Origin of the sequence: Oribacterium sinus, assembly GCF_963553175.1 — a bacterium.
Taxonomy (GTDB): domain Bacteria; phylum Bacillota; class Clostridia; order Lachnospirales; family Lachnospiraceae; genus Oribacterium; species Oribacterium sinus_B.
Genome location: NZ_CAUVME010000006.1, coordinates 72665 through 95287, shown reverse-complemented (window position 1 = coordinate 95287; position 22623 = coordinate 72665). Strand labels below are relative to the sequence as shown.

At 44.2% G+C, this 22623-nt stretch carries 15 protein-coding genes and 1 tRNA gene; 12 read left to right on the top strand and 4 right to left on the bottom strand.

Annotated features, from left to right (window positions below; genetic code table 11):
- Nucleotides 1-244 precede the first annotated feature (244 nt).
- The 3 genes from RYO92_RS03030 to RYO92_RS03020 form a co-directional block, all read right to left on the bottom strand.
- Nucleotides 245-820 carry a hemerythrin domain-containing protein gene (locus tag RYO92_RS03030; protein ID WP_304071852.1) on the bottom strand — a complete coding sequence of 192 codons (576 nt, stop codon included), beginning with the start codon at nt 818-820 and terminating at the stop codon, nt 245-247.
- A 160-nt stretch (nt 821-980) separates the two neighbouring features.
- Nucleotides 981-1586: a hypothetical protein gene (locus tag RYO92_RS03025; protein WP_007158057.1), complete on the bottom strand. Its 606-nt coding sequence runs from the start codon at nt 1584-1586 to the stop codon at nt 981-983.
- Nucleotides 1586-1795 carry a DUF1858 domain-containing protein gene (locus tag RYO92_RS03020; protein ID WP_315369450.1) on the bottom strand — a complete coding sequence of 70 codons (210 nt, stop codon included), beginning with the start codon at nt 1793-1795 and terminating at the stop codon, nt 1586-1588. The genes RYO92_RS03025 and RYO92_RS03020 overlap by 1 nt, the downstream gene beginning before the upstream one ends.
- Before the next feature lie 284 nt (nt 1796-2079).
- Between RYO92_RS03020 and RYO92_RS03015 the strand changes: the two genes are divergently transcribed.
- The 6 genes from RYO92_RS03015 (at nt 2080) to RYO92_RS02990 (ending at nt 11201) form a co-directional block, all read left to right on the top strand.
- A complete protein-coding gene (locus RYO92_RS03015; protein WP_315000198.1) occupies nt 2080-2622 on the top strand; it encodes a glutathione peroxidase in 543 nt (180 codons plus the stop codon).
- A gap of 213 nt (nt 2623-2835) precedes the next feature.
- Nucleotides 2836-4167: a M18 family aminopeptidase gene (locus RYO92_RS03010; protein WP_183684397.1), complete on the top strand. Its 1332-nt coding sequence runs from the start codon at nt 2836-2838 to the stop codon at nt 4165-4167.
- Nucleotides 4168-4284: 117 nt separating this feature from the next.
- Nucleotides 4285-5703 (top strand): APC family permease, encoded by a 1419-nt coding sequence (locus tag RYO92_RS03005; protein WP_183684398.1) that lies wholly within the window; start codon nt 4285-4287, stop codon nt 5701-5703.
- A gap of 240 nt (nt 5704-5943) precedes the next feature.
- Entirely contained in the window at nt 5944-8010 is a 2067-nt protein-coding gene (gene ppk1 / locus RYO92_RS03000; RefSeq protein WP_315369452.1) for a polyphosphate kinase 1, read from the top strand.
- A 113-nt stretch (nt 8011-8123) separates the two neighbouring features.
- Nucleotides 8124-10382, top strand: coding sequence for a spore photoproduct lyase family protein (locus RYO92_RS02995; protein ID WP_315369449.1), 2259 nt, complete (start codon nt 8124-8126; stop codon nt 10380-10382).
- 78 nt (nt 10383-10460) lie between these two features.
- The gene (locus RYO92_RS02990) at nt 10461-11201 is read left to right on the top strand and encodes an SDR family oxidoreductase (protein ID WP_315369448.1); all 741 of its coding nucleotides are present in this window, start codon (nt 10461-10463) and stop codon (nt 11199-11201) included.
- A gap of 659 nt (nt 11202-11860) precedes the next feature.
- Here the strand turns inward: RYO92_RS02990 and RYO92_RS02985 are convergent.
- The gene (locus RYO92_RS02985) at nt 11861-13318 is read right to left on the bottom strand and encodes a sodium:solute symporter family protein (RefSeq protein WP_314634517.1); all 1458 of its coding nucleotides are present in this window, start codon (nt 13316-13318) and stop codon (nt 11861-11863) included.
- A gap of 337 nt (nt 13319-13655) precedes the next feature.
- On the opposite strand from RYO92_RS02985, the gene RYO92_RS02980 reads away from it, so the two are divergent.
- The 6 genes from RYO92_RS02980 to RYO92_RS02955 all read left to right on the top strand — a co-directional run bounded on the left by RYO92_RS02980 (nt 13656) and on the right by RYO92_RS02955 (nt 22283).
- Nucleotides 13656-16157: a hypothetical protein gene (locus tag RYO92_RS02980; RefSeq protein WP_315369447.1), complete on the top strand. Its 2502-nt coding sequence runs from the start codon at nt 13656-13658 to the stop codon at nt 16155-16157.
- 186 nt (nt 16158-16343) lie between these two features.
- A complete protein-coding gene (locus RYO92_RS02975; protein WP_315369446.1) occupies nt 16344-18200 on the top strand; it encodes a hypothetical protein in 1857 nt (618 codons plus the stop codon).
- 77 nt (nt 18201-18277) lie between these two features.
- Nucleotides 18278-20104 (top strand): hypothetical protein, encoded by a 1827-nt coding sequence (locus tag RYO92_RS02970; RefSeq protein ID WP_315369445.1) that lies wholly within the window; start codon nt 18278-18280, stop codon nt 20102-20104.
- 244 nt (nt 20105-20348) lie between these two features.
- Nucleotides 20349-21386 (top strand): PDDEXK nuclease domain-containing protein, encoded by a 1038-nt coding sequence (locus tag RYO92_RS02965; RefSeq protein ID WP_315369443.1) that lies wholly within the window; start codon nt 20349-20351, stop codon nt 21384-21386.
- Between the two features lie 333 nt (nt 21387-21719).
- On the top strand, nt 21720-22115 hold the full coding sequence (locus RYO92_RS02960; protein ID WP_315365012.1) for a Fic family protein: 396 nt from the start codon (nt 21720-21722) through the stop codon (nt 22113-22115).
- Nucleotides 22116-22211: 96 nt separating this feature from the next.
- Nucleotides 22212-22283: transfer RNA gene (locus RYO92_RS02955), tRNA-Arg, on the top strand.
- Nucleotides 22284-22623 lie beyond the last annotated feature (340 nt).

The following is a 22623-nucleotide window of genomic DNA, read 5'->3' as shown; positions in this document are numbered from 1 at the left end:
CGTGATATCCGATGAAATAAAAAAGAAGCTATAAAAAATCAAGATTATTAAGCAGGTTTTCAGCGATATAGGTCTGAAATGGGGCAATCTGAACCCGCGGGTACTTACGAAAAACGAATAGCATGAAGTTTTTCGCTTAGTACCCCTGCAGGGCGAGGTTAGCGGGAGCGTGCCCCAATTTAGACCTATATTGCATAGAAAACCGATATGATTTTTCACAGCTCATCTTTTTCTAATTTCGATATTACGCCTGTGCACTTGCCGGATATTTCTTCTCCAACTTCTCCAAAATATCCAGGTAATGCTTCTGCACACCCTTGGCAGTTTGCTCATCCTCGAAAATCTGGCTCTTCTCATTGATTTCCTTGAAATCTTCTTCGCTTAGACCTCTTTCCGCAAAGGGATATACCACACTGTTTTCCTTCTCGATATGAAGCTGTAATAAGTGAGCATAAGCCATAGCATAGGACAAGATGTCCAGCTTTAACTCCAGACGGGGATTTTTCTTATACTCGTTCAGGGCGGTTTCTAATGATAAAACATCCGCTCTTCCTAAATCATGCTCCACCAGCATACCGTGAGTTACTAGCTTGTCTCCTACAGGTCCCAACTTCTTTACCATCACGGGGAAGAGGAATTTCTCTTCCTTACCGTGGTGATGCTTATCCGCATATTCCCGAACAAACTCGATAATTTCCCGGAAATCCTCATCGGGAACTTCCCCTCCCTGCATCAGCTGCAGACAAATGTTACGGATAACGCCTAAAGCTCTATTGATGTTGGCATGGTCTTCTTCCATAAGAATTACACTTTGATTCATAAACTTCCTCTTTTCGTATTTTCTGAAATTTTTGCAATAGTAATAGGAGAAGGGTTTCTTCAAAGTGATGACCCCTCAATAAAAGATTCCTATAAATATATAGTATCGCCGGTGCTATGGGATTACGCCAGCCTTTAATCTGAACCGGCAGCATTTCCCTTTATCTGTAAATGCTGTAATGGTTTTCATCAGAAGAATCCATATGGAGTTTGGTATCCTTTAACATACCTTCCATAATTTTTCTTCTCAACTGATAGTAAACCTTAGGATCTCCGGAAACGGCCTCCCAGAAGGGGGCATGAATATCCTCTTCCTGCTGCCAGGAGGTTCTATCCACATCCTGCTCTGTTAAGACATTAACTCTGTCACAGGGCATACCGTTTAAAAGAGAATCGTCAATCTTTCTGTAAGCGTCGCTGGCATCGGAGTCAGCCTCCAAAGCGTGCTTCTGTCCAAACTGAAAGGCGATATCCTCTAAGGAAGAAAGACGGGAACTGTCCTCTGCAAGAACAGTTGTAACCAAAAGAGCATAGCGAGCTTCCGCATCCTGCACTCTTTCCTGCAACCATCCGTGAATGTTCATTACGTCAATCAATTCATTTAAAGGACGTAACTCTTTGTTTACCGTTTTCTCAGCCAAGTTTCCATCAGCAAAAGCCTTCCATTGCTCTTTTTCGCCGTAAGCTACAATATCCTTAATCAGCTCTTCCTGAAGCTGGATCTTGTTGTATAACCAATAATGAATCGGCCCTAAAAATGCACTCATTACGCCTCTACCTCTCCTAACTTACTGTTTAATGCCAAAACAAGAGCATCCGGGTTTAATCCGTGAACCATGCAAGCATCCTCCAAGGACTCCATCTGGGAGCTTGGGCAACCCAGACAATGCATTCCTGCCTCAAGTAAAGTATCAATTAATACGGGATACTCATTTACAATCTGTCCTACCAACATATCACTAGTAATCTGTGCCATTATTTTATCCTCCTGTAAACTCTGACTTATAAATTCTGAATCTGAGCAAAGTATAGCAAAGAGAAAAAATAAAGTTTGTTGCGATTGCAACATTTGGAGAAAAAGTATAGGCATAGAGGATTTTTAGACTTTCTTGAATTTTTAGATTCTTTTCCTTGACAGGGAAGTTTGCCCTCACTACAATAAAAATTGTAAAAAATTGAATTGTCAAAAATCTTTCAAAAAGCCAAAGACGGAAGAGAATTCAAATAGAACGTTAGTATAGTATTAGGAAGGAGTTTTTTATGGGATTTTATGATTACAAGGTAGCGGACACCAAGGGCGGAGAGAAGGACTTAAAGGATTTCGAAGGAAAGGTAGTATTGGTAGTAAACACTGCAACAGGCTGCGGATTTACTCCTCAGTACAAAGAGCTGGAGGAGATGTACGAGGCATTCCACGACAAGGGACTGGAGATTCTGGATATTCCTTGCAATCAGTTTGCCGGACAGACTCCCGGAACGGATGAGGAAATTCATGAGTTCTGTACTTTAAACTACAATACCCGGTTCCCTCAGATGAAGAAGGTGGATGTAAATGGAGAAACCCAGATTCCTCTTTATCGTTTCTTAAAGGAGCAGCAGGGCTTTAAGGGCTTCGGAGAAGGCAAGATGGCAGATCTTCTTCGGGATATGCTTCCCAAGATTGATCCGGACTATGAGAAGAATCCGGAGATTAAGTGGAACTTTACCAAGTTCCTGGTGGACAGAAAGGGAAATGTTATTGCCCGCTTTGAGCCCACCGCAGATATGGCAGAGGTAAGAAAGGCTGTAGAAGCTGCACTATAATATCTCCTTTGTCAAATTGCTTGGAAGCTATTTCTCAGAACAGATAGTTTTGAATAAATAGAAACAGCATTCAACAAATAGTTTTGCATAAATAGCATAAAAGAAAAGCCCGGACAGTATTTCATTGTCCGGGCTTTTACGGTATAATGCCATTCGGGTGTCACGATGTATTTCAGTGACCACCGGTTCTTGCAAGATTAGAAAGGAGTCTATATGCCGATAGACAAAGAAGAACAAAGCATAAACCGTAAATTAATGGACTTTTTGGACCAAAGTCCTAATGCCTTTTTTGCTGTGGAAAATATGAAGCAGGCTTTGGAAAAGGGCGGTTTTAAAGCTCTCTATGAGGGAGAGGCCTGGAAACTGAAGGCAGGAGAAAAGTACTATGTGACAAGGAATGGATCTGCTTTAATTGCCTTTGTCCTTCCCAAGGGGGACTTCAAAGGCTTCCAGATGATGGCCAGCCACAGTGATTCTCCGGTTTTCAAAATCAAGGCCAATGCGGAAATCGGGATTGACAAGGAGTATCTGAAGCTGAATGTGGAGAAGTATGGCGGAATGATTTGCTCCCCCTGGCTGGACAGACCGCTGTCTTTGGCGGGAAGAGTCATTTGCAAGACAAAGGGCGGAGTAGAGACTAAGCTCTTAAATGTGGACAGAGACTTAATGATTATCCCGAACCTTGCCATTCACATGAATCGTGAAGTCAACGACGGCTATGCCTTCAATGCACAAAAGGATATGCTGCCTTTATTTTCCTCCTTCCAGGAGAAGGGAGCCTTTCTGGAATTTATCGGAAAGGAACTGGGAGTTAAGCCGGAGGATATCCTGGATACGGACCTCTTCCTTTACAACAGGGAAAAGGCCAGCATCTTAGGGGCAAAGGAAGAGTACCTTTGCAGCGGAAGACTGGATGATTTGCAATGCGGATTTTCCTCCTTACAGGGAATCCTTGCCGCAAAGCCAAAGCATAGCGTGGCGGTTCATTGTGTCTATGACAATGAAGAGGTAGGCAGCGGTACCAAGCAGGGCGCAGCTTCCACCTTCCTAAAGGATGTGTTAATGCGAATTATTCGTGCCTTCGGAAAGACCGAAGACGAGTATTTGCAGGCTTTGCAGAACAGCTTCCTGCTTTCTGCAGACAATGCCCATGCGGTACATCCCAACCAGCCGGATAAGGCGGATCCCACAAACCGTCCTTATATCAATAAGGGAATTGTCATTAAGTACAGTGCCAACCAGAAGTACACCACGGATGGAATTTCCGGTGCCATTTTCAAGCAGTTCTGCGAAAAGGCAAAGGTTCCTTTCCAGATTTTCACCAACAGGTCCGATATGTTGGGAGGCTCTACCCTTGGAAACATTTCCAACAGTCAAGTAGCCTTGAATACGGTGGACATCGGTTTGGCCCAGCTGGCTATGCACTCCCCCTACGAAACTGCAGGGGTGAAGGACACCGGATACATGGTGGAAGTAGCTAAGCTGTTTTTCTCCTCCTCCGTTTTGGGACGGGGTGACGGAAATTACGAAATTCTCTTTTCGTAAAAAGATTTTTCTTTGGAACTGAAAATGGAGAACAGGGCCGGAGGAAAAAATCGCTCAACCTGTGTTACGAAAGCTTCGTGACACGATTTCAGCAATTAGAATTGAAGAGGAATAAGTATGGATCAGAAAAAAATTAGTTGGAAAATGCTGGCGTTTATGGCCTTTTCCACAGTATGGGGATTTGGAAACGTAACCAACGGCTTCGTATGGTTCAACGGAATTCAGGTTATTTTCAGCTGGATTTTCATGTTTGCCCTTTATTTTGTCCCCTACGCTTTGATGGTAGGAGAGCTGGGCTCTGCCTTCAAGCATGCGGGAGGCGGTGTAAGCTCCTGGATTAGAGAAACCTTAGGCACAAAGCTTGCTTACTATGCAGGTTGGACCTATTGGGCTTGTCACATCACCTATATTGCCAGTAAGCCAAGTGGCGGACTGAAGGCATTGTCATGGGTAATCTTCCGTAGCGCAGAGCTTTATGATAAGCTCCCCACGCTCATGATTCAGTTGATTACCTTTGCTTTGCTCATTATCTTCTGCTATGTAGCCAGCAAGGGCTTAAACCCCTTGAAGAAGATGGCCACCTTGGCAGGCTCCAGTATGTTTATTATGTCCCTGCTCTACATTGTAATGATGTTTGCGGCACCGGCTATCAATCCTAAGGGAGACTATGTTTCTTTGGATTTCAGCTTAAAGAACCTTATCCCGAATTTCCGTTTGGAGTATTTTACCTCTCTTTCCATCCTGGTATTTGCGGTAGGCGGATGTGAGAAGATTTCTCCTTATGTAAATAAGGTAGAGAACCCCAGTAAGGGCTTCCCCAAGGGAATGATTGCTCTGGCTATCATGGTTGTGGTATGTGCTATGCTGGGAACCATCGCTATGGGTATGATGTTTGACCCTGCGTTAATCAATGAGAGTAAGGAAGCGTTTGACTCCTATGCGGCAAACGGATCCTACTGGGCATTCCAGAAGCTTGGCCAGTACTATCACGTAGGCGACACTTTACTGGTAATTTATGCGCTTTGTAACGTAATCGGACAGTTTGCGGTTTTGATTATCAGTATTGATGCTCCTCTCCGTATGCTTTTGGACAATGAAGAGACTCGTCCTTTCTTCCCCAAGAAGCTCTTAAAGCAGAACAAGGAAGGAAGCTATGTAAACGGTATTGTCATGGTAGCTGTACTTTCCGGCTCCATCATCCTGGCACAGTCCTTCGTTCCGGGAGCGGCAGCGGTATTGAAGCAGCTGACTAAGTTAAACTCCGTATGTATGCCTCTTCGTTACCTTTGGGTATTCGTGGCTTACATTGCTTTAAGAAAGGCCGGAGACAAGTTCCCAAGAGAGTATTACTTTGTAAAGAATAATACAGTGGCTCTGGGCTTCGGTGTATGGTGCTTTGCCCTTACCGCAATCTGCTGTTTGATGGGAATGCACTCCGATGATCCTTTCACCATGGCTTTAAATATCATCACACCGGTGGTGCTTTCTGTTTTAGGAATTATCATGCCGATTTTGGCAAAGAACGAAAAGGCTTAAGCTATGTCTTGGACAGAGCGGAAAAATCGCCATTCCAGAAGCTTTCATTTTCGTAGAAAACAAAATTTCTTCCCTCTTCCCTCTGTACAGAGGGGGAGGGAAGATTTATTATCTTTAAGGAATAGGAAAGAAACGAAGCAGACCTTACTGCATAACGGAAGAGACAGCCATATGGACAGGCAGGAGCCGGATAAGGGGAAATTCTTTCCTGCCGCTATAGAGAGAAAAGAGGGATGGAAAATGAAGGAAGGAAGAGAAGCGTATCAAAACCGGGAACTATCTTGGCTTTTATTTAATGAGCGCGTTTTAGATGAGGCAGGAAATCCGCGAGTACCCCTCCTGGATCGTCTGCCCTTTATTTCCATTTACCAGACCAATTTGGATGAGTTTTTTATGGTGCGTGTGGGTACCTTGATGCAGCAAATGCGTTCTAAGAAAACTACCCGGGACAATAAAACGGATCTTAGCAGTGAGGAACAGGTGGATTTGATTTTAGAAGAGGTTCAACGCCTGGAGCAAAAGCGGAAAGAAATTTATGAGCAGGTCATGGGAGAGCTGGAGCCGGTGGGCATCCACATCATTAACTTCCAAAGACTGTCCAAGGCGGAGCAAAGTCAGCTGGAAATTTACTTTGATCAGGCCATTCGTCCCTACCTTTCTCCCATGATTGTGGGAAAGACCCAGCCCTTCCCCTTCTTACAGAATCGGGAGCTTTATGCGGTGGTACGTCTGGAAAGCAAGAACGGCAAAAAGAAGCTGGGAATTGTGCCCTGCTGGAACCCGGTATTTAAACGATTAATCGAGATTCCCGGAAGAAAGGGTTATCACATGTTGTCCGAGGAGTTGATTTTACACTTTGTTTCCAAGCTTTATCCCGGCTATCAGATTAAGGAAAAGTCCATCCTTCGGATTACCCGAAATGCGGATATTGACGCTACGGATGTCTATGATGAGGATCTGGATTATCGTGGCATGATGGAGCAGCTTTTAAAGAAGCGAAACCGTTTGAATCCGGTACGTTTGGAATTTACCAGAGAGTTGCATAAGTCCGTGAAGAAAAAAATAGCGGAGCATCTTGGCATTTCCCATAAGCACATCCTGCACTGCGGAACACCCTTGGATTTGTCCTTCCTCTTTACCTTACAGAACAGCCTTCGAGAGAAGACGGAGCTCTTCTATCCGAAGTACAGCCCCAGAAGCTCTGCTTATATTCAAAAAGGGGAATCCGTCCTTTCTCAGGTAGAACGTCGGGATTTGATGCTGTCCTACCCCTACGAAAGCATGAAGGGATTTTTAGGCTTATTGCAGGACGCAGCCAGAGATTCTTCCGTGGTTTCCATTAAGATTACCCTCTATCGGGTAGCCAGCCACAGCCAGATTGTGGATATTCTTTGTGAAGCTGCGGAAAATGGAAAGGAAGTGCTGGTGTTGGTGGAGCTTCGGGCAAGATTCGACGAAGCCAACAACATCGAGATGTCCCACCGTCTGGAGGACGCAGGTTGTCAGGTAATTTACGGCTTACCCAATTATAAGGTGCATTCCAAGCTTTGCTTAATCGCAAAACAGACGGAACAGGGTATCCACTACATTACCCAGATCGGAACCGGCAACTACAACGAAAAAACCGCTACTTTGTATACAGATCTTTGCCTAATGACTGCAAACCAAAGCATTGGAAAGGATGCGGCAGAGGTTTTCCGTACCCTTCTTTTGGGAGAAACCGTGGAATCTACGGAGGCTCTTTGGGTGGCTCCCCACGGTTTACAAAATCGCATCTTGGAAAAAATCCAAGGAGAAAAGAAAAAATGCGAAGAGGGTAGAGGCGGCTATATCGGTTTCAAGTTAAATGCCCTTACGGATAAGGATATTATTGATGCCTTGATTGACGCTTCCAAAAGCGGAGTAGTGATTCAGCTTCTGGTTCGAGGCATTTGCTGTCTCATCCCCGGAATTCCGGGAAAGACGGAGAACATCTCCGTTCGAAGCATTGTGGGCCGGTATCTGGAACACTCCCGCATTTATCGTTTTGGACAGGGAGAGGAAGAGGAGCTTTACATTGCCAGTGCGGACTGCATGACCAGAAATACCCTTCGAAGGGTAGAGGTGGCTGTACCCATTTGGGATCCTGAGAATAAGAACCGGGTTCGGAAAATTTTTGACTTAGGCTTCCAAGATACGGAAAAAGGAAAATGGCTTCTTTCCGACGGTCTATATCATGATCCGGATCCTATGCCGGAGGAACGATTGAATTCTCAGGATTATTTCTATAGGGAAGCCTATAAAAGAGTGGAACAGGAGAAAAGCTAAGAAATAAAGCCAAGAAATAAAGCCAAGGAATAAAGCTAAGGAATAAAGCCAAGGAATAAAGCTAAGGAATAAAGCCAAGGAACAAACTTGAGAAATAAAACAAAGGAATAAAAATGGTCTATATCTTTGCGGCCCACAAGGGAGAAGTAGAACATCTTATCAAGAAACTAAGTCTGGGGAAACGAAAAACTTCGTTTCCCTTTTTGCAGTATGAAGGGGAAGAAATTCTCCTGACCATCACCGGACAGGGACAGATTAATGCTTCCGCATCCGTGGCCTCAACCTTACAGGAGGAAAAAGCGAAAAATGGGGATTTGCTTCTATCCTTGGGAAGCGCGGCGGCGATTTTAGGAAGAAAGCGGCCTTCAGAAGATTTACTTGGTCGCTGGTTTTGGATTCAAAGTTTGGAGCAGGAAAGCACAGGTCGCAAATTTTATCCGGATTTACTATACAAGCCGGATTTTCCCGAAGCCGGGCTTATAACAGGAGATAAGATTTTAGAACTTGATTCTATGGGGAATAGAGATACCGTCTCCGAAAGACACGGAGATTCCAAAGAACAAATCATCTCCGAAAGACACGGAGATTCCGAAGGCGTTAGCGGATTGGATAACACCTTTCTTTACGATATGGAAAGTGCCGCAGTATTTCAGGCGGCGAATTTCTACCTGGCTCCGGAAGATTTCTTTTTTCTTCGCTGTGTGACGGATTTTGGGGTAAGTCCCGATGAAGAAAAACTGTCTTTCTCTCCCTTATCCCGGCAGGAAAGAATGCAAGCTCTTTTGCAAAAGGAAGAGGATAAAGTTCTTCGTTTCATTGGATTTTTACAGGAAAAATCCAAAGAGAGAAGAAAGGAAGAGGAAAGGGAGCTTGCTTTTCGGCAGCGGCTTCAAAGTCTTTCCGAAAGCTTGCATTGTTCCTTTGTGATGGAAAAACAGCTGGAAAGACTGCTTCGTTATGCCTTCCTGCAAGGGATTTCCGCAGAAGAAGTCCGGGAGTATTTAGAGCGGAATTTCGGAAGACGGAATGCAGGGAACGATGCCCTTCAGGATGCCGAAAATGGGGCTAAAGAAGAGCTTCTCAAAGGAGTTGGAAAGGATATAGATAAGCAAGGTAGGCTTACGTTAATTGATAAAAGAGCAGGGAAAAAAGCCCTTTCCTCTTTGAAGGAATGGATTTTATCCGAAAGAATTTTGCAGGTAAAATGTAATGGCTCGGGTAATCTGTTGCAGATTCATGACAACGATTCCGAAGTTATATCGCCAATCCCTTGTGAGCGTTCCGGAAGCACATTGCCGGAAGGAAAATGCGAAAAAAGCTATCCCTATCAAGATCATTTTCGGCATATTTATGTGGAGGAGGCCCTGCTGCAGAGCCCGGAAACCAAGGGGATTTTACAAAAATTTCCCAAGGCAAAAGTCATTCCGATTAAGCACTACAAGGATGTGTTTAATCGAAAGAAACAGGGGCGGCTTGCCCAGTCCCATAGCCGAAAGTTGATTTTGGCAAAGAAAGAGGGACAAAGGCTGTATGATGGCGCGGTGGTATGCCAGGATTTTTCGGAAAGCCATTTTTGCTATACCTCCCTCCTGATGAATTGCCCCTTTCACTGTGCCTACTGTTATTTGCAGGGGATGTACCCCAGCAGCAATCTGGTGATGTTTTTAAATCTGGAGGATTATTTTGCCGATTGCAGGAAGTGGATAGCGGAGAAGGGAAGCTTGTATCTCTGCATTTCCTATGATACGGATTTGCTGGCGATGGAGGGAATTTATCCCTATGTGGAGGAATTTGCCCGCTTTTTAAATCAGGAAAATGCTCTTCGTATCGAGGTGAGAACCAAGGCAGGGGGAGAAGGGCTTTGGCGGAAAATGCAAAGATTGCCCTTATCTTCGGAGGGCCGAAAACGAATGATTTTCGCCTTTACCCTGTCCCCGGAGGAAATTATAGAAGAGGCGGAGGAGGGAACTGCCAGGCTTTCCTCCCGAATCTTTGCCATTCAAAAGGCTTTGGAAGAAGGTTATCTGGTACGGCTTTGCTTTGATCCTATGATTTATCATCCCCGTTGGAAGGAGCTCTATGGTGCTTTGCTTCAGGAAGTTTTTGAAAAAATCCCCATGGAGCAGATTCATGACTGTAGTTTGGGAAGCTTTCGGATTTCGGAAAGCTATTTAAAGGCTATGGGAAAGGCTTTGCCCCATTCTCCCCATACCCAATTTCCCTATGAAAATACCGGGGGTTACTACCATTATCCCAAGGAACTGATGGAAGAAATGGAGGGCTTTTTGTATAGCCGTTTACTGGAAAGGCTCCCAAAGGAAAAAATCTTTCGTTGGGATAACCGGGAAGCAGATGGTGTAAATGAAAAATAGAGGCAGGCAGGAACTAAGACCTGAAACAGAACTAAGGGGAAGCTTGTAAAAAGACACGGGCATGAGAAGAAAAGGGGTGTGAAATTGGAAAATTTGTGTAAGGAGCAACAGCAAGAGAAACTGGCGTTGGTCACCGGAGCCTCCGGCGGCATTGGCTTTGCTATTGCGGAAAGCCTGCAAAAAGCAGGCTATACCGTCTATGGTATTGGCCGGGATTTTTCCGGTCTTGCCCCTTCTTTTCAAGCGATTTCTTTGGATTTACGGAAGAAAGAAGAAAGGGACAGCTTTTTAAAAAGCCTTCGGGAAAAGGGAAAGCTTGCTATATTGGTGCATTCGGCGGGGGTAGCCTACTATGGCTTGCAGGAAAATGTGGAAGAAGCAAAAATTCGAGAGATGACAGAGTTGAATCTGGAAATCCCCATGATATTGACGCAATATTTTTTGCGTGAGTTAAAGGAAAATCGGGGTCACATCATATTCATCTCCTCCGTGACGGCTTTAGAACGAAATACCTATGGGGCGGTGTACGGGGCAGGAAAGGCAGGATTACTGTCCTTCGCTAGAAGTCTATTTTCCGAATATAGAAAAAGCGGTCTAAAGGTACATAGTATTTTACCGGACATGACGGATACCAAGCTCTACCGAAATGCGGATTTTACCGTGGGAGACGAAGGAAGCTACCTTCTGCCGGAGGATGTGGCCTCGGCAGTGGAAATGCTACTCACTCAAAGAGAAGGGGTGGTGTTGGAAGAGATACTCCTCCGGCCACAGCGCTTTCAAATACAAAAAAAGAGAGGGACAGAACAGGGTTTAGCTTAGCTTTCTGGCAGATAGCTGTGGAAAAGAGGGTACGCTGAGAGCGTGACTCAACGTTTCCGAATAAAAAGAAAGAAGAGACTATAGATTTTTCGGTTCAATAGAATAGGTCCGAAAGAGGGGCAATCTGAGCCCGTCGAAACTTACCGAAAGCCGGTGAAGTGAAGGACTGTAAAAATCAATAATTGAAGCGATTGCAGTAGAGGTCTGTAAGAGAGGCAATCTGAACCCGCAGGTATTTAAGAAAACCGGCGGAAGGAAGGACTGTAAAAATCAATAAATGAAGCGAATGATGCAGTGTAGGTCTATAATAGGGGTAGTCTGAGCCCGTCGGTACTTACTGAAAGCGAGTGAAGCGAAGCTTGAAGTTAGTACCGCTACGAGGCGAAGCTAGCGAGAGCGTGCCCCATTTATAGACCTACACTGCATCAGAGCGTTTTCTTATAACAAGTGCAGTCCTTCACTGCGCAGTGCGAGGTTAGCGGGAGCATGCCTCTCTTATAGACCCATACTGCATCAGAGCGCATCCTTACAAAGAATACAGTCCTTCATTACGCAGGGCGAAGTTAGCGAGAGCGTGCACCAATTTTACAGCTATCTGTCGGAAAGTGCTTCAATGTTCTTCCCCTCTCTTTAGTTACCATAGGAAGCCTGTGTCCGGATTAGTCGTCTGCTTCCTCCGCCAGCTCTGTTCCTTCCTTTGCGGGAGGCATGAGGATGGAGAAAACCATAAAGCCGAAGAAGGCGGCAATCAGTCCGGGAATAATGGCCTGACTAAAGTGGATGCCGAAGAGCATTCCTTTGGACACATGTTCCAGATAGACTACGGTAATGGTTCCAAGTACCAAAGATGCAATGGTTCCTGCCGTGGAGGCTTTCTTCCAGAAGTGTCCCAGTACATAGGGGAAGAAGGAACCGGCAGCTCGGAGGGTAAAGCAGAACATCAGGATGGAAACAATGCTCTGGGTGTTGAAAAGAGCAATAAACATGGAAGCGATACCCACCAAAACCATGGTAATCTTGGTTACGTTCATAACTTCCTTGCTGCTGGCATTTGGCTTAAGGAAGATTTTGAAAATGTCATTGGCAAAGATGGATCCGGCTCCCAAAAGGTCGGAGTCGGAGCTGGACATGGTGGCGGAGATAACACCGGAGAAGAGCAGGCCGCAAATGATAGCAGGCATGGTGCGAATCGCCAGAATCGGTAAGGCATACCGTGCACCAACAGAAGCAAATTCATCGGCAGAGAATTTTCCCATGTTGATCAGTGCCAGTACAATCAATCCTAAAACAGTAGGAATAAAGGCATAAATAAAGTTTAACAGTGCGGCAAGCCAAGCTCCCTGCTTTGCCGCCTTTTCATCTCTTGCGGCATAGAAACGGGAAACCGCTTCCTGTCCTACAGAGAAGGTTCCTACGTACATAATGACGAGAGAAAGAATACCGAAGAAATCATAGCCGGCGAAAAGATTCAAGCTCTCCTTAGGAACATTTTGAATCACGGCTTCCACACCGCCGGCATGGGAGAGGGCGAAAGGTACAGCCGCCATCATACCGATAATAATCAGGAAGACCTGGACAAAGTCGGTAAGGGTTACGCTCCAAAGACCGCCCATAATGGAATAAACCGTTACCACTACCGCAACAATGATTACGGAAAGCTTATAGCTCAGTCCCAGCATAGTGGAAAGAATAACGGAGGATGCAATAAACTGTCCTGCGGTAAGCCCTATTAAAGGAAGCAGCATGATAATGGCAGTAACCAATCCGGAGGATTTTCCGTAACGTCTCCTGAAGTACTCCGGTACGGTTTTTACCGTGGCGGCTCGGAACTTGGGAGCCATGAAAGAGAGAATGACAAAGGCAATTCCCATGGTGATAATGTACCAAGCGGCACTTAAGCCATAGCCGGACATTCCGTTTTGCACAACGCCTAGAGAGCTGCCCCCTCCGATTTCCGTTGCGGCAAGAGTTCCTGCCATCAGCAGCGGTCCCAACCTACGGCCTGCTACCATAAAGTCCGTGTTACTTGTGATTTTTGTGGAGGAATACCAGCCGATAAACAGCATGGCCAGAAGATAAATCACCACCACAAGACAAACAATCCAATTTGCACCCATAAAATCTCCTTTCTGTTTTTTCAACTTGTAGATTGTTATGATTGTAACATAGTTCTATAAATTTGTATTTATTTTTTGAAAAAACAGGGGGTGGTTTTATGCACTTTCTCCTGTTTCTTTTGGAAATTTTTTTCGATTAATCCTTCGTCTTGAAAAAACCTCCTAAATAGCCTAAAATACAGTAATATGAATAGCAAGATATTTAGCAATATGCTCAGGTATAGAGGATAAGGCATTGATCAAAATGATAAGGGATTTAGCATCGAAGACAGAAAGACGCTAACGACAAGTAAAAAATTTGCTAAAGTATAACAAAAAGGGTAGAAGGGATATAGGAATGGCAGAGGGAAGAAGAGGAAGCATTGTAAAAACAATCGCCGGTGGAGGAATCGGTCTTCTTTCCCTTTATTTTTTTCTGCTGTTTTTTCGTGATTCGGGAAATCTGGAGCGTTTTTTAGAAGAGAAAACCCAAGTCGCTTTCCGGGAAATGCTTTGGCTTTTTGCCTATCTCTTCCTTTGTCTTATGGGCTTTTTTCTCAAAAGGAAAATGCAGAATGCCCCGGGGAAAGGGGTTTTTCTGAGAAGGGAAGCTTCCGGAGAAGCAATCAATAGAGCTTTTCTTAGCTTTCTTTTTCTTCTCTTTATTTTACCAACTCTGGTCTTCGCCTATCTTCACCGTATGCTTTTGCCAATGCTTGTTTCCGGCTTATGGTTTTTTGTGCTTGCCCTTTTGTTTCGCTTTATTACCACGGGAAGACCTTTGCAAATATTTGCAGACATAAAACAATTCTTTTCCTTTTTGGAAAAGGACTTTCAGGAGGGGGCGTTGTATCCCTTGGTTTTTGCCCTTCCCTTTTTTATCCTGCAAATGAACCGCAGCAATGTGGCATTGGATTATGACTCCCTTCGCTATGGGCTTAGAAGTGCGTATGTTTTGTTTCCGGAGGGCTTTTTCTCTGCCCACGGGCAAATCAACAGCGTTTACAGCTATCCCAAAGGATTGGAGCTTTTGACCTATCCCTTAAATTATCTTCCGGGCTATGGGTTCCTCTTATCCTTTACTTTGTGGACTTATCTGGCCTTGGCTCTGATTTTTGGCTTGCTTCTCTTTCATTTTCAAAAAAACAGAAAGAAGCTTTATATCGGCATACTCTGTTTTTTCCTACTGTCTTCTGTGGGGAATATGTCCCTTACCATGAAAACGGATTTATTCACCCTTTTGCTGCAGCTCTCCGCCTTGTATTTCTTCCTAAAAGGAAAGAGACTGCAAAGCTGCTTCCTGCTCTTTTTCAGCTACAGCTTTAAGCCTACGGCGGTGGTTTTCTCTACGCTACTGGGAATCGTTTTTCTCATCACCATGCTTTTGGAGTGTTTCGGGAAGAGGAATACAAAAACAAATACGAAAGAAAATATCAACATCAATGCGAATACCGGCATAAATAGCAACACAAATCATAATACGATTCAGGTGAAGGGAGAGAAATGGACTTCGGAGCTTCCCTTTGTCCTGTTTTCTCTAGTTTATACAGGACTGATTACCCTTCGGACTTTCTTGATTACGGGGCTTCCCTTTTCCACCACCTTTACCGGTATTTTCAAGGCTATCGGATTTCATGTAAACTGGCCCTTTAACTTGGATGCCCATGTGGATTACAGCGGAGAGCTTTCCCTTTCGGAAAGTACATTCTCCTTTTTCCGTAGATTCTTTTCTTTCCTTTTTTATCCGGTAGGAGAGGATATGGAGCATGTGGCCATTGCCTGGAGTGGCGTGCTTTTTCCGCTGATTTTAGTCTTCGGGATATGGCAGTGCTTTTCCTTAGGAAGAAAATGCTTACCGGGAAGAAATAGTTTACCGGGAGGAAATAATTTACCGGGAAAAAATAGTTTACTTGGAAAAAATAGTTTACTTGGAAGAAATAGTTTGTTGGGAAGAGAAGCCATTCTTTGTGGGGAGAGTGGAGAAGCTTACCTTTGGGACTACCTTCCCCTTGCCCTGTCCTTTCTTGTGATAATGTCATTTTCTCTGCTGAGCTTTGTGATGCTTTGGCAGATTGACGGAAATTACTATATTTTATGGGAAAGTCTGGCATTACTGCTATGTTTTAGCATGGGAAGTGCTCCGGAAATAAGTTCTCAAGAAGAAAATGCAAGGGGCTCCAAGCTTTCGGCTTTTCTTTTAAAAGTCTTTGCCTTCTCCCCCTTCTATCTTGCAGCATTTCTTACTACCATCACCACCAGCTGGGCGGGGGCAGTGGGCTTTACCCCCATTGATTTGGCTAACAAGGGCTATTATGACCATGGCCTGGTGGAGCTGGAAAATCAAGGAGAAAAGGGAAGCCTTCCCGCCTTTTCGGAAATGGCAAAAAATCCAAGGCACCATGTTTTGGCCTTTGCGGAGACACCGGAATGCTATCGAATCCCCTGCAATGTGCAAAGCATTACGGACGTGGAGGGATCCGGAGGAAGTCCGGGACTTTACGATTCCCCCCTCTATTTTGCCTGGTTCTTAAAATGGTCCGATACTGACTATGTGTATTTGGAGCAAAGCTTCCTGCATGATGAGAGGGAAGAGCGAGCCGGGGAGATGCTTCTGCAAATGGCGGAGGAAGGCATTTTCCAAAGTCCTATGCTGGTGGAGAAAAATAAAATCCTGCCTCTTGATGGCGTAAAGGCATTTTCAGAATCCAATGGCGAAGGGGCGGAACAGCTTTTGCTTTTACAGATTCGGAAAGAGCGTTTAGAATATCCTTGGGAAGAAAGGCCCTATCCGGAATTAAGTCCGGAAGAGCAGATGGAAAAAGACAGGATCCTGCAGTTGCTGTCGGAGTATTTGCAATAGGGTTTTCGAAGGCGCGAAAGCGGTAGTTGACAGTAGGATGAAAGTGATAGTTTCGCTATATCTTTAGGGAATAAATCACTACGTTTGGAATATCGCGAAAACGTGTCCGCGTTTCGATATATCTATCGGGAATAAATAGCAGGTGGATTGCATTACAAAATCTACCCGTAGAAAGGTAAGGAGTAAATGAAACAAGAAGGAAATAAAGCTTTTATAAAAGGAATACCGCTGGGAGGCTATTTACTGGCCTTTCTCTTCCTATTGGGCTCGGCCTATTGGATTAATCGGCAGATTCACATCAAGGCCCTTTACATGGATGACCTGTATTTGTTTTCCTTTTTCCGGGAGCAAAACTTCTTTGAATTCAGCTTTCCCATTGGGCAGGCGGTACGTTTCCGCCCGGTGTATTGGGCGATTTCCTATATCGAAATGGCTTTGGTGGGGGCGGATCCCAACCGCTACTTGCATTTCAACATTTTCCTAAACAGCCTGCTGGCCTTTTTCCTCTTCTTCTTTTCTTTGAAAATGACGAAGAAGCGCATCCTGTCCTTGTCCCTTGGGCTTCTCTTTTTGTCCGCCCATTTTGCCTACTACCAGATTGGGCAGGCCATCGGCATTTTGGAAACTCTGGCTTTGGGCTTTGCCCTTTTAACTCTGTATTTCCTTTACCGACAAATCGACTGCGAGGAGAGGGATTTTGGGAAAATGCTTCTCTTTTCTCATCTCTTTTTCTTCCTCTTGATTTTCACCCATGAGCGATATGTGGCTCTACTGCCGTTATTTTATATTCCCCTCATTTTCAGAGGAAAACAGGCGGAGGTAAATACTGCTGTCGGGGTGCAGAATATAGGGCTAAAAGAAGCGGAAGAATCGGAAAATGCGAAAGCTTTAGATGGTGCGAAAGCTGCAGATTATGCAAAAGCTTCGGAGTCCGCTTTGTCAGGGATTGCTGCCGTGGGAAAGCAGTATATTGTAGTGGAGCAGGGCGAAAGTGAAAGTACAAGTGTAAATACCGGCGCAAATACAAGTGCATATATAAGTGCGAGTACAGGTGCATATACAAATGTAAGTGAAAGTGTAAATGCAAGCGCAAGTGCAAGTGCAAGTGCAAATGTAAGCGCAAGCGCAGGGAAACAGGATAAGTCGGAGAGCCAAGCCCGGAAAAGACCGAAGCTTCTTCCCTTCTTCCTGCCTTTTGTACAGGCCTTTTTGTTCTTTGGCATTCGCAGCCTGGCCATCGGTTCCTTTATACCGAAGGGAACGGGAGGAACGGAGGTACAGGACGGCTTTTCTCTGACGAAAGCTCTGTCCCATGCCTTTTCTCAGGTATTCTATATTTTTGGCATTCAGGCGGGACCGGATTACCTTGCGGGAATTCCCTGGGAAGAAGTAGGCAGAAAGCATCGCTATGTCATTTACGCTTCCATTGCAGTTTTAGCCTTTAGCATTCTTTTGGCTTTGCTTTTTGCGATTCGTAAGGGCAAGCTGAAAAAAGAGTTTTTCGGGAAAAATATTTTGTTCCTATGCTTTATTGCTCTTTGCATCGGTTGCTCCTCCATTACTATCCGAGTGGAAATGCGTTGGGTTTATGTAAGCTTTGCGGCGGCTCTTTTGTATTTTGCCTATCTTTTGGGGAATACCGGCATGCCGATTCCCACATTTTTTGCCCTGCTCTTCGTTTGCCTGCGATTTCCTGCGGAAATGAAATATCGTGAGTCCTTCCCCAGAATTTACTTTTGGGAGGATCAGGACCGGATGAACTCCTTGGCTGAGCAGACCATAGGGAAGTATGGTCGAGATTATGTTTTGGGCAAGCAGGTGTATATCCTGGAAAATAACTACAAGATGAGTAAGTTCTACGGAGATACTTTCTTCCAGGTCTTTGATCCGGAAATGTCCGGACAGGGTACGAAGATTCATTTCATCAAGGACTTTAGGGAACTTCCGTCGGAAGCGAATTCCTACAACAGCCTTGTTTTAAAGGAAGTTCCGGAGGAAAGAGCCTATAGGGACATTACCCAGGAGGTATTTCCCAACCTCTGATATTAAAAGATTCTCCGGATCGGAGAAAAGATTACAAAATAAACGGCAATATATTCGCAGAGAAAGAGAGGGAAAGCATGGCAGAGCATGAGGGACAAAACAGAAATATACCGGTGGCCGGGTTAGAAGTTTCTACGGCACCGACTGCAGGCGTAAAAGCTTCCGGAGAGCAAGCTTTTGATGTGAAAAGTTCCGGCGAAGAAGCTTCCGGAGAGCGGGTTCCCTTAGGGCAAGGTTTTGGGGCATCCGCTTCGGGCAAGTATTTGTTTTCCAAGGGGAAAGAACGGCAGCTTCCTATTGCTTTATTGCTCCTTTCTTTCCTCATGGCCCTTGCCATTCTCTTTTATGTTCTTCTAAGTACTACGGATGTTTTGTATTCCGACTATATCCGGCTGGTAAATTCCTATTTGGGAAAGCCCTTTCAGATTGGGGATTTACTGCAAAAGGATATTTTAACCAGAATTCCCTTGACCTATTTCTTTCGGGAAATAAACCGTTATTCTTTTGGTTATACCCTGATTTTTGACCGGGTACTTGGGGTACTGGGACTATTCTTAGCCAGCAAACCCTTACTGCTTTTTATGAGAAATAAGCAGCTGCCCTTTTCACAGCAGCTTCTGTTTTTACTTCTTTTTTACAGCTTAAATAAGTGGGAAATGCTTTTAAACGGCTCGGGTTATATTCATTTTCTGGCCTTTTCAGCATTTTATGACTATTTCTATGCTTTGGATCAGGCCTTCAGCAAGAAAAGCTCCTTGCTTCTTCTATCGATTTATCCGCCATTTATTTTACTGGTGGCAGGCCCCTACTGCTTGGCGGTATTCCTTTCCTGCTTTGCCCTGTTCTTCTTCCTGGCTTTGGGGAAGAAGCTCTGGGATATGAAGGGGACGATTCTTCTCCTTATTTCCAACGGACTTTGCCTTTTTCTATATCTTCTTAGCAATCACTATGCGGTGTATGAATATGCCGGGGCGGAAAGCATTTCCCTAAAAGAGGTACTGCAAAATCATCTGCTTTTTGTGGTGAAATTTATCTTTTACGGCTTTTCCTCCATGCTTATTTCCGGGGAAAATCTGGAGAAGCTTCTTAGGGACGGAGCGATACAGGGAAAAGGGATTGTTTTGATTGGTGCATTTGTGCTTATCTTTTATATGTTTATGACCCTCTTGTATCTTTGGAAGTTTTTTGCCTCTTCCGAAAATGGAGGAGGAAAGGCATTTGCCGGGAAGGGAAAGGAAGGTCTTTCTTCGGAGCAGGGGCAAGAAGAGGCGAAAAATCGGATAGGAAAAAATGCTATGGCAGCAGAAAATAGTGGAGAGATTTTCTACTTTGGCTTGTTGCCCGGATTATTGCTTCTTCACGGCTTAGCCAGTCATGCCCTGGTTTTCCTTACCCGCTATATGTTTTTAAAGGAAAGCTATGCTTTTCAAAGCCGTTATGCCCTGCAATATCAAAGTGCTTTGCTGGGAGCATTTTTGATTTTGTTCCTATGGAAGAATGAGAAGAGATTCAGCTCGGGACAGGAATTAAGAACGGAACAGAAATCTCAAACAAAACAGGCATCAAGAATAGAACAGAAAATAGGCGTAGAACAGAAAATAGGAATCGGGGAGCAGATAAGGATTGAGCGGAGACAAAGAACAGCGCAGGGCAGATTTGCCTTTTGCCTCCTGATTAGCGGAATCTTCCTTTTGGGAACCCTTTGGACAGACAGCAGTGAATGGGGAAAATCCATGTATCGGCGTGAACGTTATGAGCGTATGTGGACCTATTCCCATGACCTTTCCGCCTATTCCGATGAGGAGCTGGAAAGCGTTTTTGAATATCGGCATGGAGGAGAACGAATTAGGAAGGCCTTTGCCATCTGGGAGCAGGTGAAAAAGGACTGGAGAGATAGATCTTGAGCAAAGTAATAATTTGCTTCAACATCAAACAAATAGAAAATAGAGGATATTGGAAAATGGCTGTTAGAAATTTATACACCGTTAAGTATCGTAAACATGCTGGTGTCAATTCTGAAGCCTTATTCAAACTGCCGTGTATATGAAAGCAAAGTGCAGAGTTTAATACAATTCAGCGATTGCCTCTCTGCCTGAAAATCAAGATAAATGGAATTTGCAGACGGGGACTGCAAAATTGGAGGATAAGATGGAGTTACAGGAAAGTACTCAAATCCAACTCATAACGGATATCAAGGATAAGATTAAAGCCGCGCAATACAGGGCTTTGTTGAATGTGAATGAGCAGTTAATCAGGTTGTATTGGGATATCGGAAATGATTTGAATAAGAATACAGCATATGGAAACAAGTTTATTGATACATTGGCACAGGAGATTAAACTGGCTTTTCCAGAGGCAAAGGGCTATTCAGCGAGAAACCTCCGGTATATGAAGCGTTTTGCTAGAGAGATAACGGATCAGAACTTTTTGCAGACGGTGTCTGCAAAATTGCCGTGGTCTCATAATCTTGTGCTGATTGAAAAATTGAAAACTATGGAGTCCCGATACTGGTATGGAGTGAAGGCGATTGAGAATGGATGGTCAGTTGCAGTATTAGAACATCAGATTGCTACGGGATTGATTGACCGTGAGCAAGGAGGAAAACTTCAAAATTTTGAGAAACTTCTTCCGGAGGTACAAAGCGAACTAGCGATACAGACCATGAAAGACCCATACATTTTTGATTTCGTTGAGTTTGACGAAAAGATGAAGGAACGCCAGATAGAGGATGAGCTTGTAAAGAACATTACAAATTTTCTTCTGGAAATGGGCAAGGGCTTTGCTTATATGGGGCATCAGTATCCATTGACACTCGGCAAAGATGAGTTTGCACTTGATATCCTGTTCTACAATACAGTCCTACATTGCTATGTGGTTGTAGATCTCAAAACAAAGAAATTTATTCCAGAATATGCGGGGAAGATGAATTTCTACCTATCTCTTGTTGATGAGAAGCTGAAAACAGAGATTGATAATCCTTCAATAGGCCTTATACTGTGCCGGGACAAGAACAGGACTGTAGCTGAATTTGCATTAAAAGATATGGTAAAGCCTATAGGTGTGTCGGAATATCGCTTTACACAGGAACTGCCGGATGAGATTCGAGAAGCCTTTCCAGAGGCGGAAAAATGGGCGGAGCATATAGTAATTGAGACGGCAGATGTAACGGGAAGAAATGAAAACTGAACTCAAGCAGACCGGCAAAGCTCAGCGAGAAGCTGAAAAGTTCCCGACCATCGGAATCAAATCCGAAAATCGGGAGCTTGCTTTATGTGCAGAATTATACTCGGATTTCCGTACCGTCCTTAATGGTGAAGCGGATGTTGTCCTGTATTAGCCCTGTGACGATGTTCAGCTCATCAACTCGTCATTGAACGGGATAAGATCACAACTGAAAATGCCAACCTTGCACATGGACACGGAAACCTGAATCTGAAAACATTCAGACCATTTGCAAAGAATCCGCCGATAGCAAAGGGTTTCCGAGAGATTGGACTTGCTGATGAGCTTGGAAGCGGTATGCGAAACAGCTATAAATACACGAAGATGCACTCCGGCGGAGAGCCTATTTTTACAGAAGCTGATGTCTTTTCAACTATTATTCCTCTATCTGAAGCTGCAACAGCTATGGTCGGGCCGTCTATAGAACTTGCTTTAAGGGAACAAGTTAAGGAGCAAGTAAAGGAACAAGATAAGGAGCAAGTCACGATACAAGATCTTATTCAATTTTGCTCTGTTCCTCGCAGTCGGAAAGAAATGCAAGAATTTATGGGGCTGGTTGGTAGAAGAAACTTTTCGGAAAAATATATCAAGCCTTTACTTAGCGCAGGAAAAATAGAAATGACGGTACCCGATAAGCCAAACAGTAGGAACCAAAAATATCAAAAAGTGAATAGTGAAGGAATAATTTCCTAAGGATGGGCATATGGAAACAGTCCGGTTAGCAGTAACTTAGTTCCTACCCTGCATTGACAGAAAACTGCAGGATAAGTAAAATAAGAGAGTTCCATTGTTCCCTTAGTTAAATGGATATAACAAGCGCCTCCTAAGCACTAGTTGTGAGTTCGATTCTCGCAGGGAACATTCGTTCTTGCAGCAATGATTAGAGAGATTCGTTGCTGCAATTTTTGTTTTTAAAACGGAATGTGTAGGCGTGTAATGGCGTACAAGCATGTAAAAAAGAATGCGAAGAGCTATGCTGCCAATATAAAAGTAGACATTCAAAAGTAGACATTGATGAAACAAAAGTAGATATTGATATTTCAGAGTCCATTGCTAATAAGTTAAAGGATACATCAACGAAAACAATAGATCATGTGCTTGCTTTATATAATACATTTGCTACTGTTTAATATTTTGGAAGAAGTGATGTTGTATCAATTATAAAGCTGAAAGATTCCGGTGCATCGAAGTTCTTATCAAA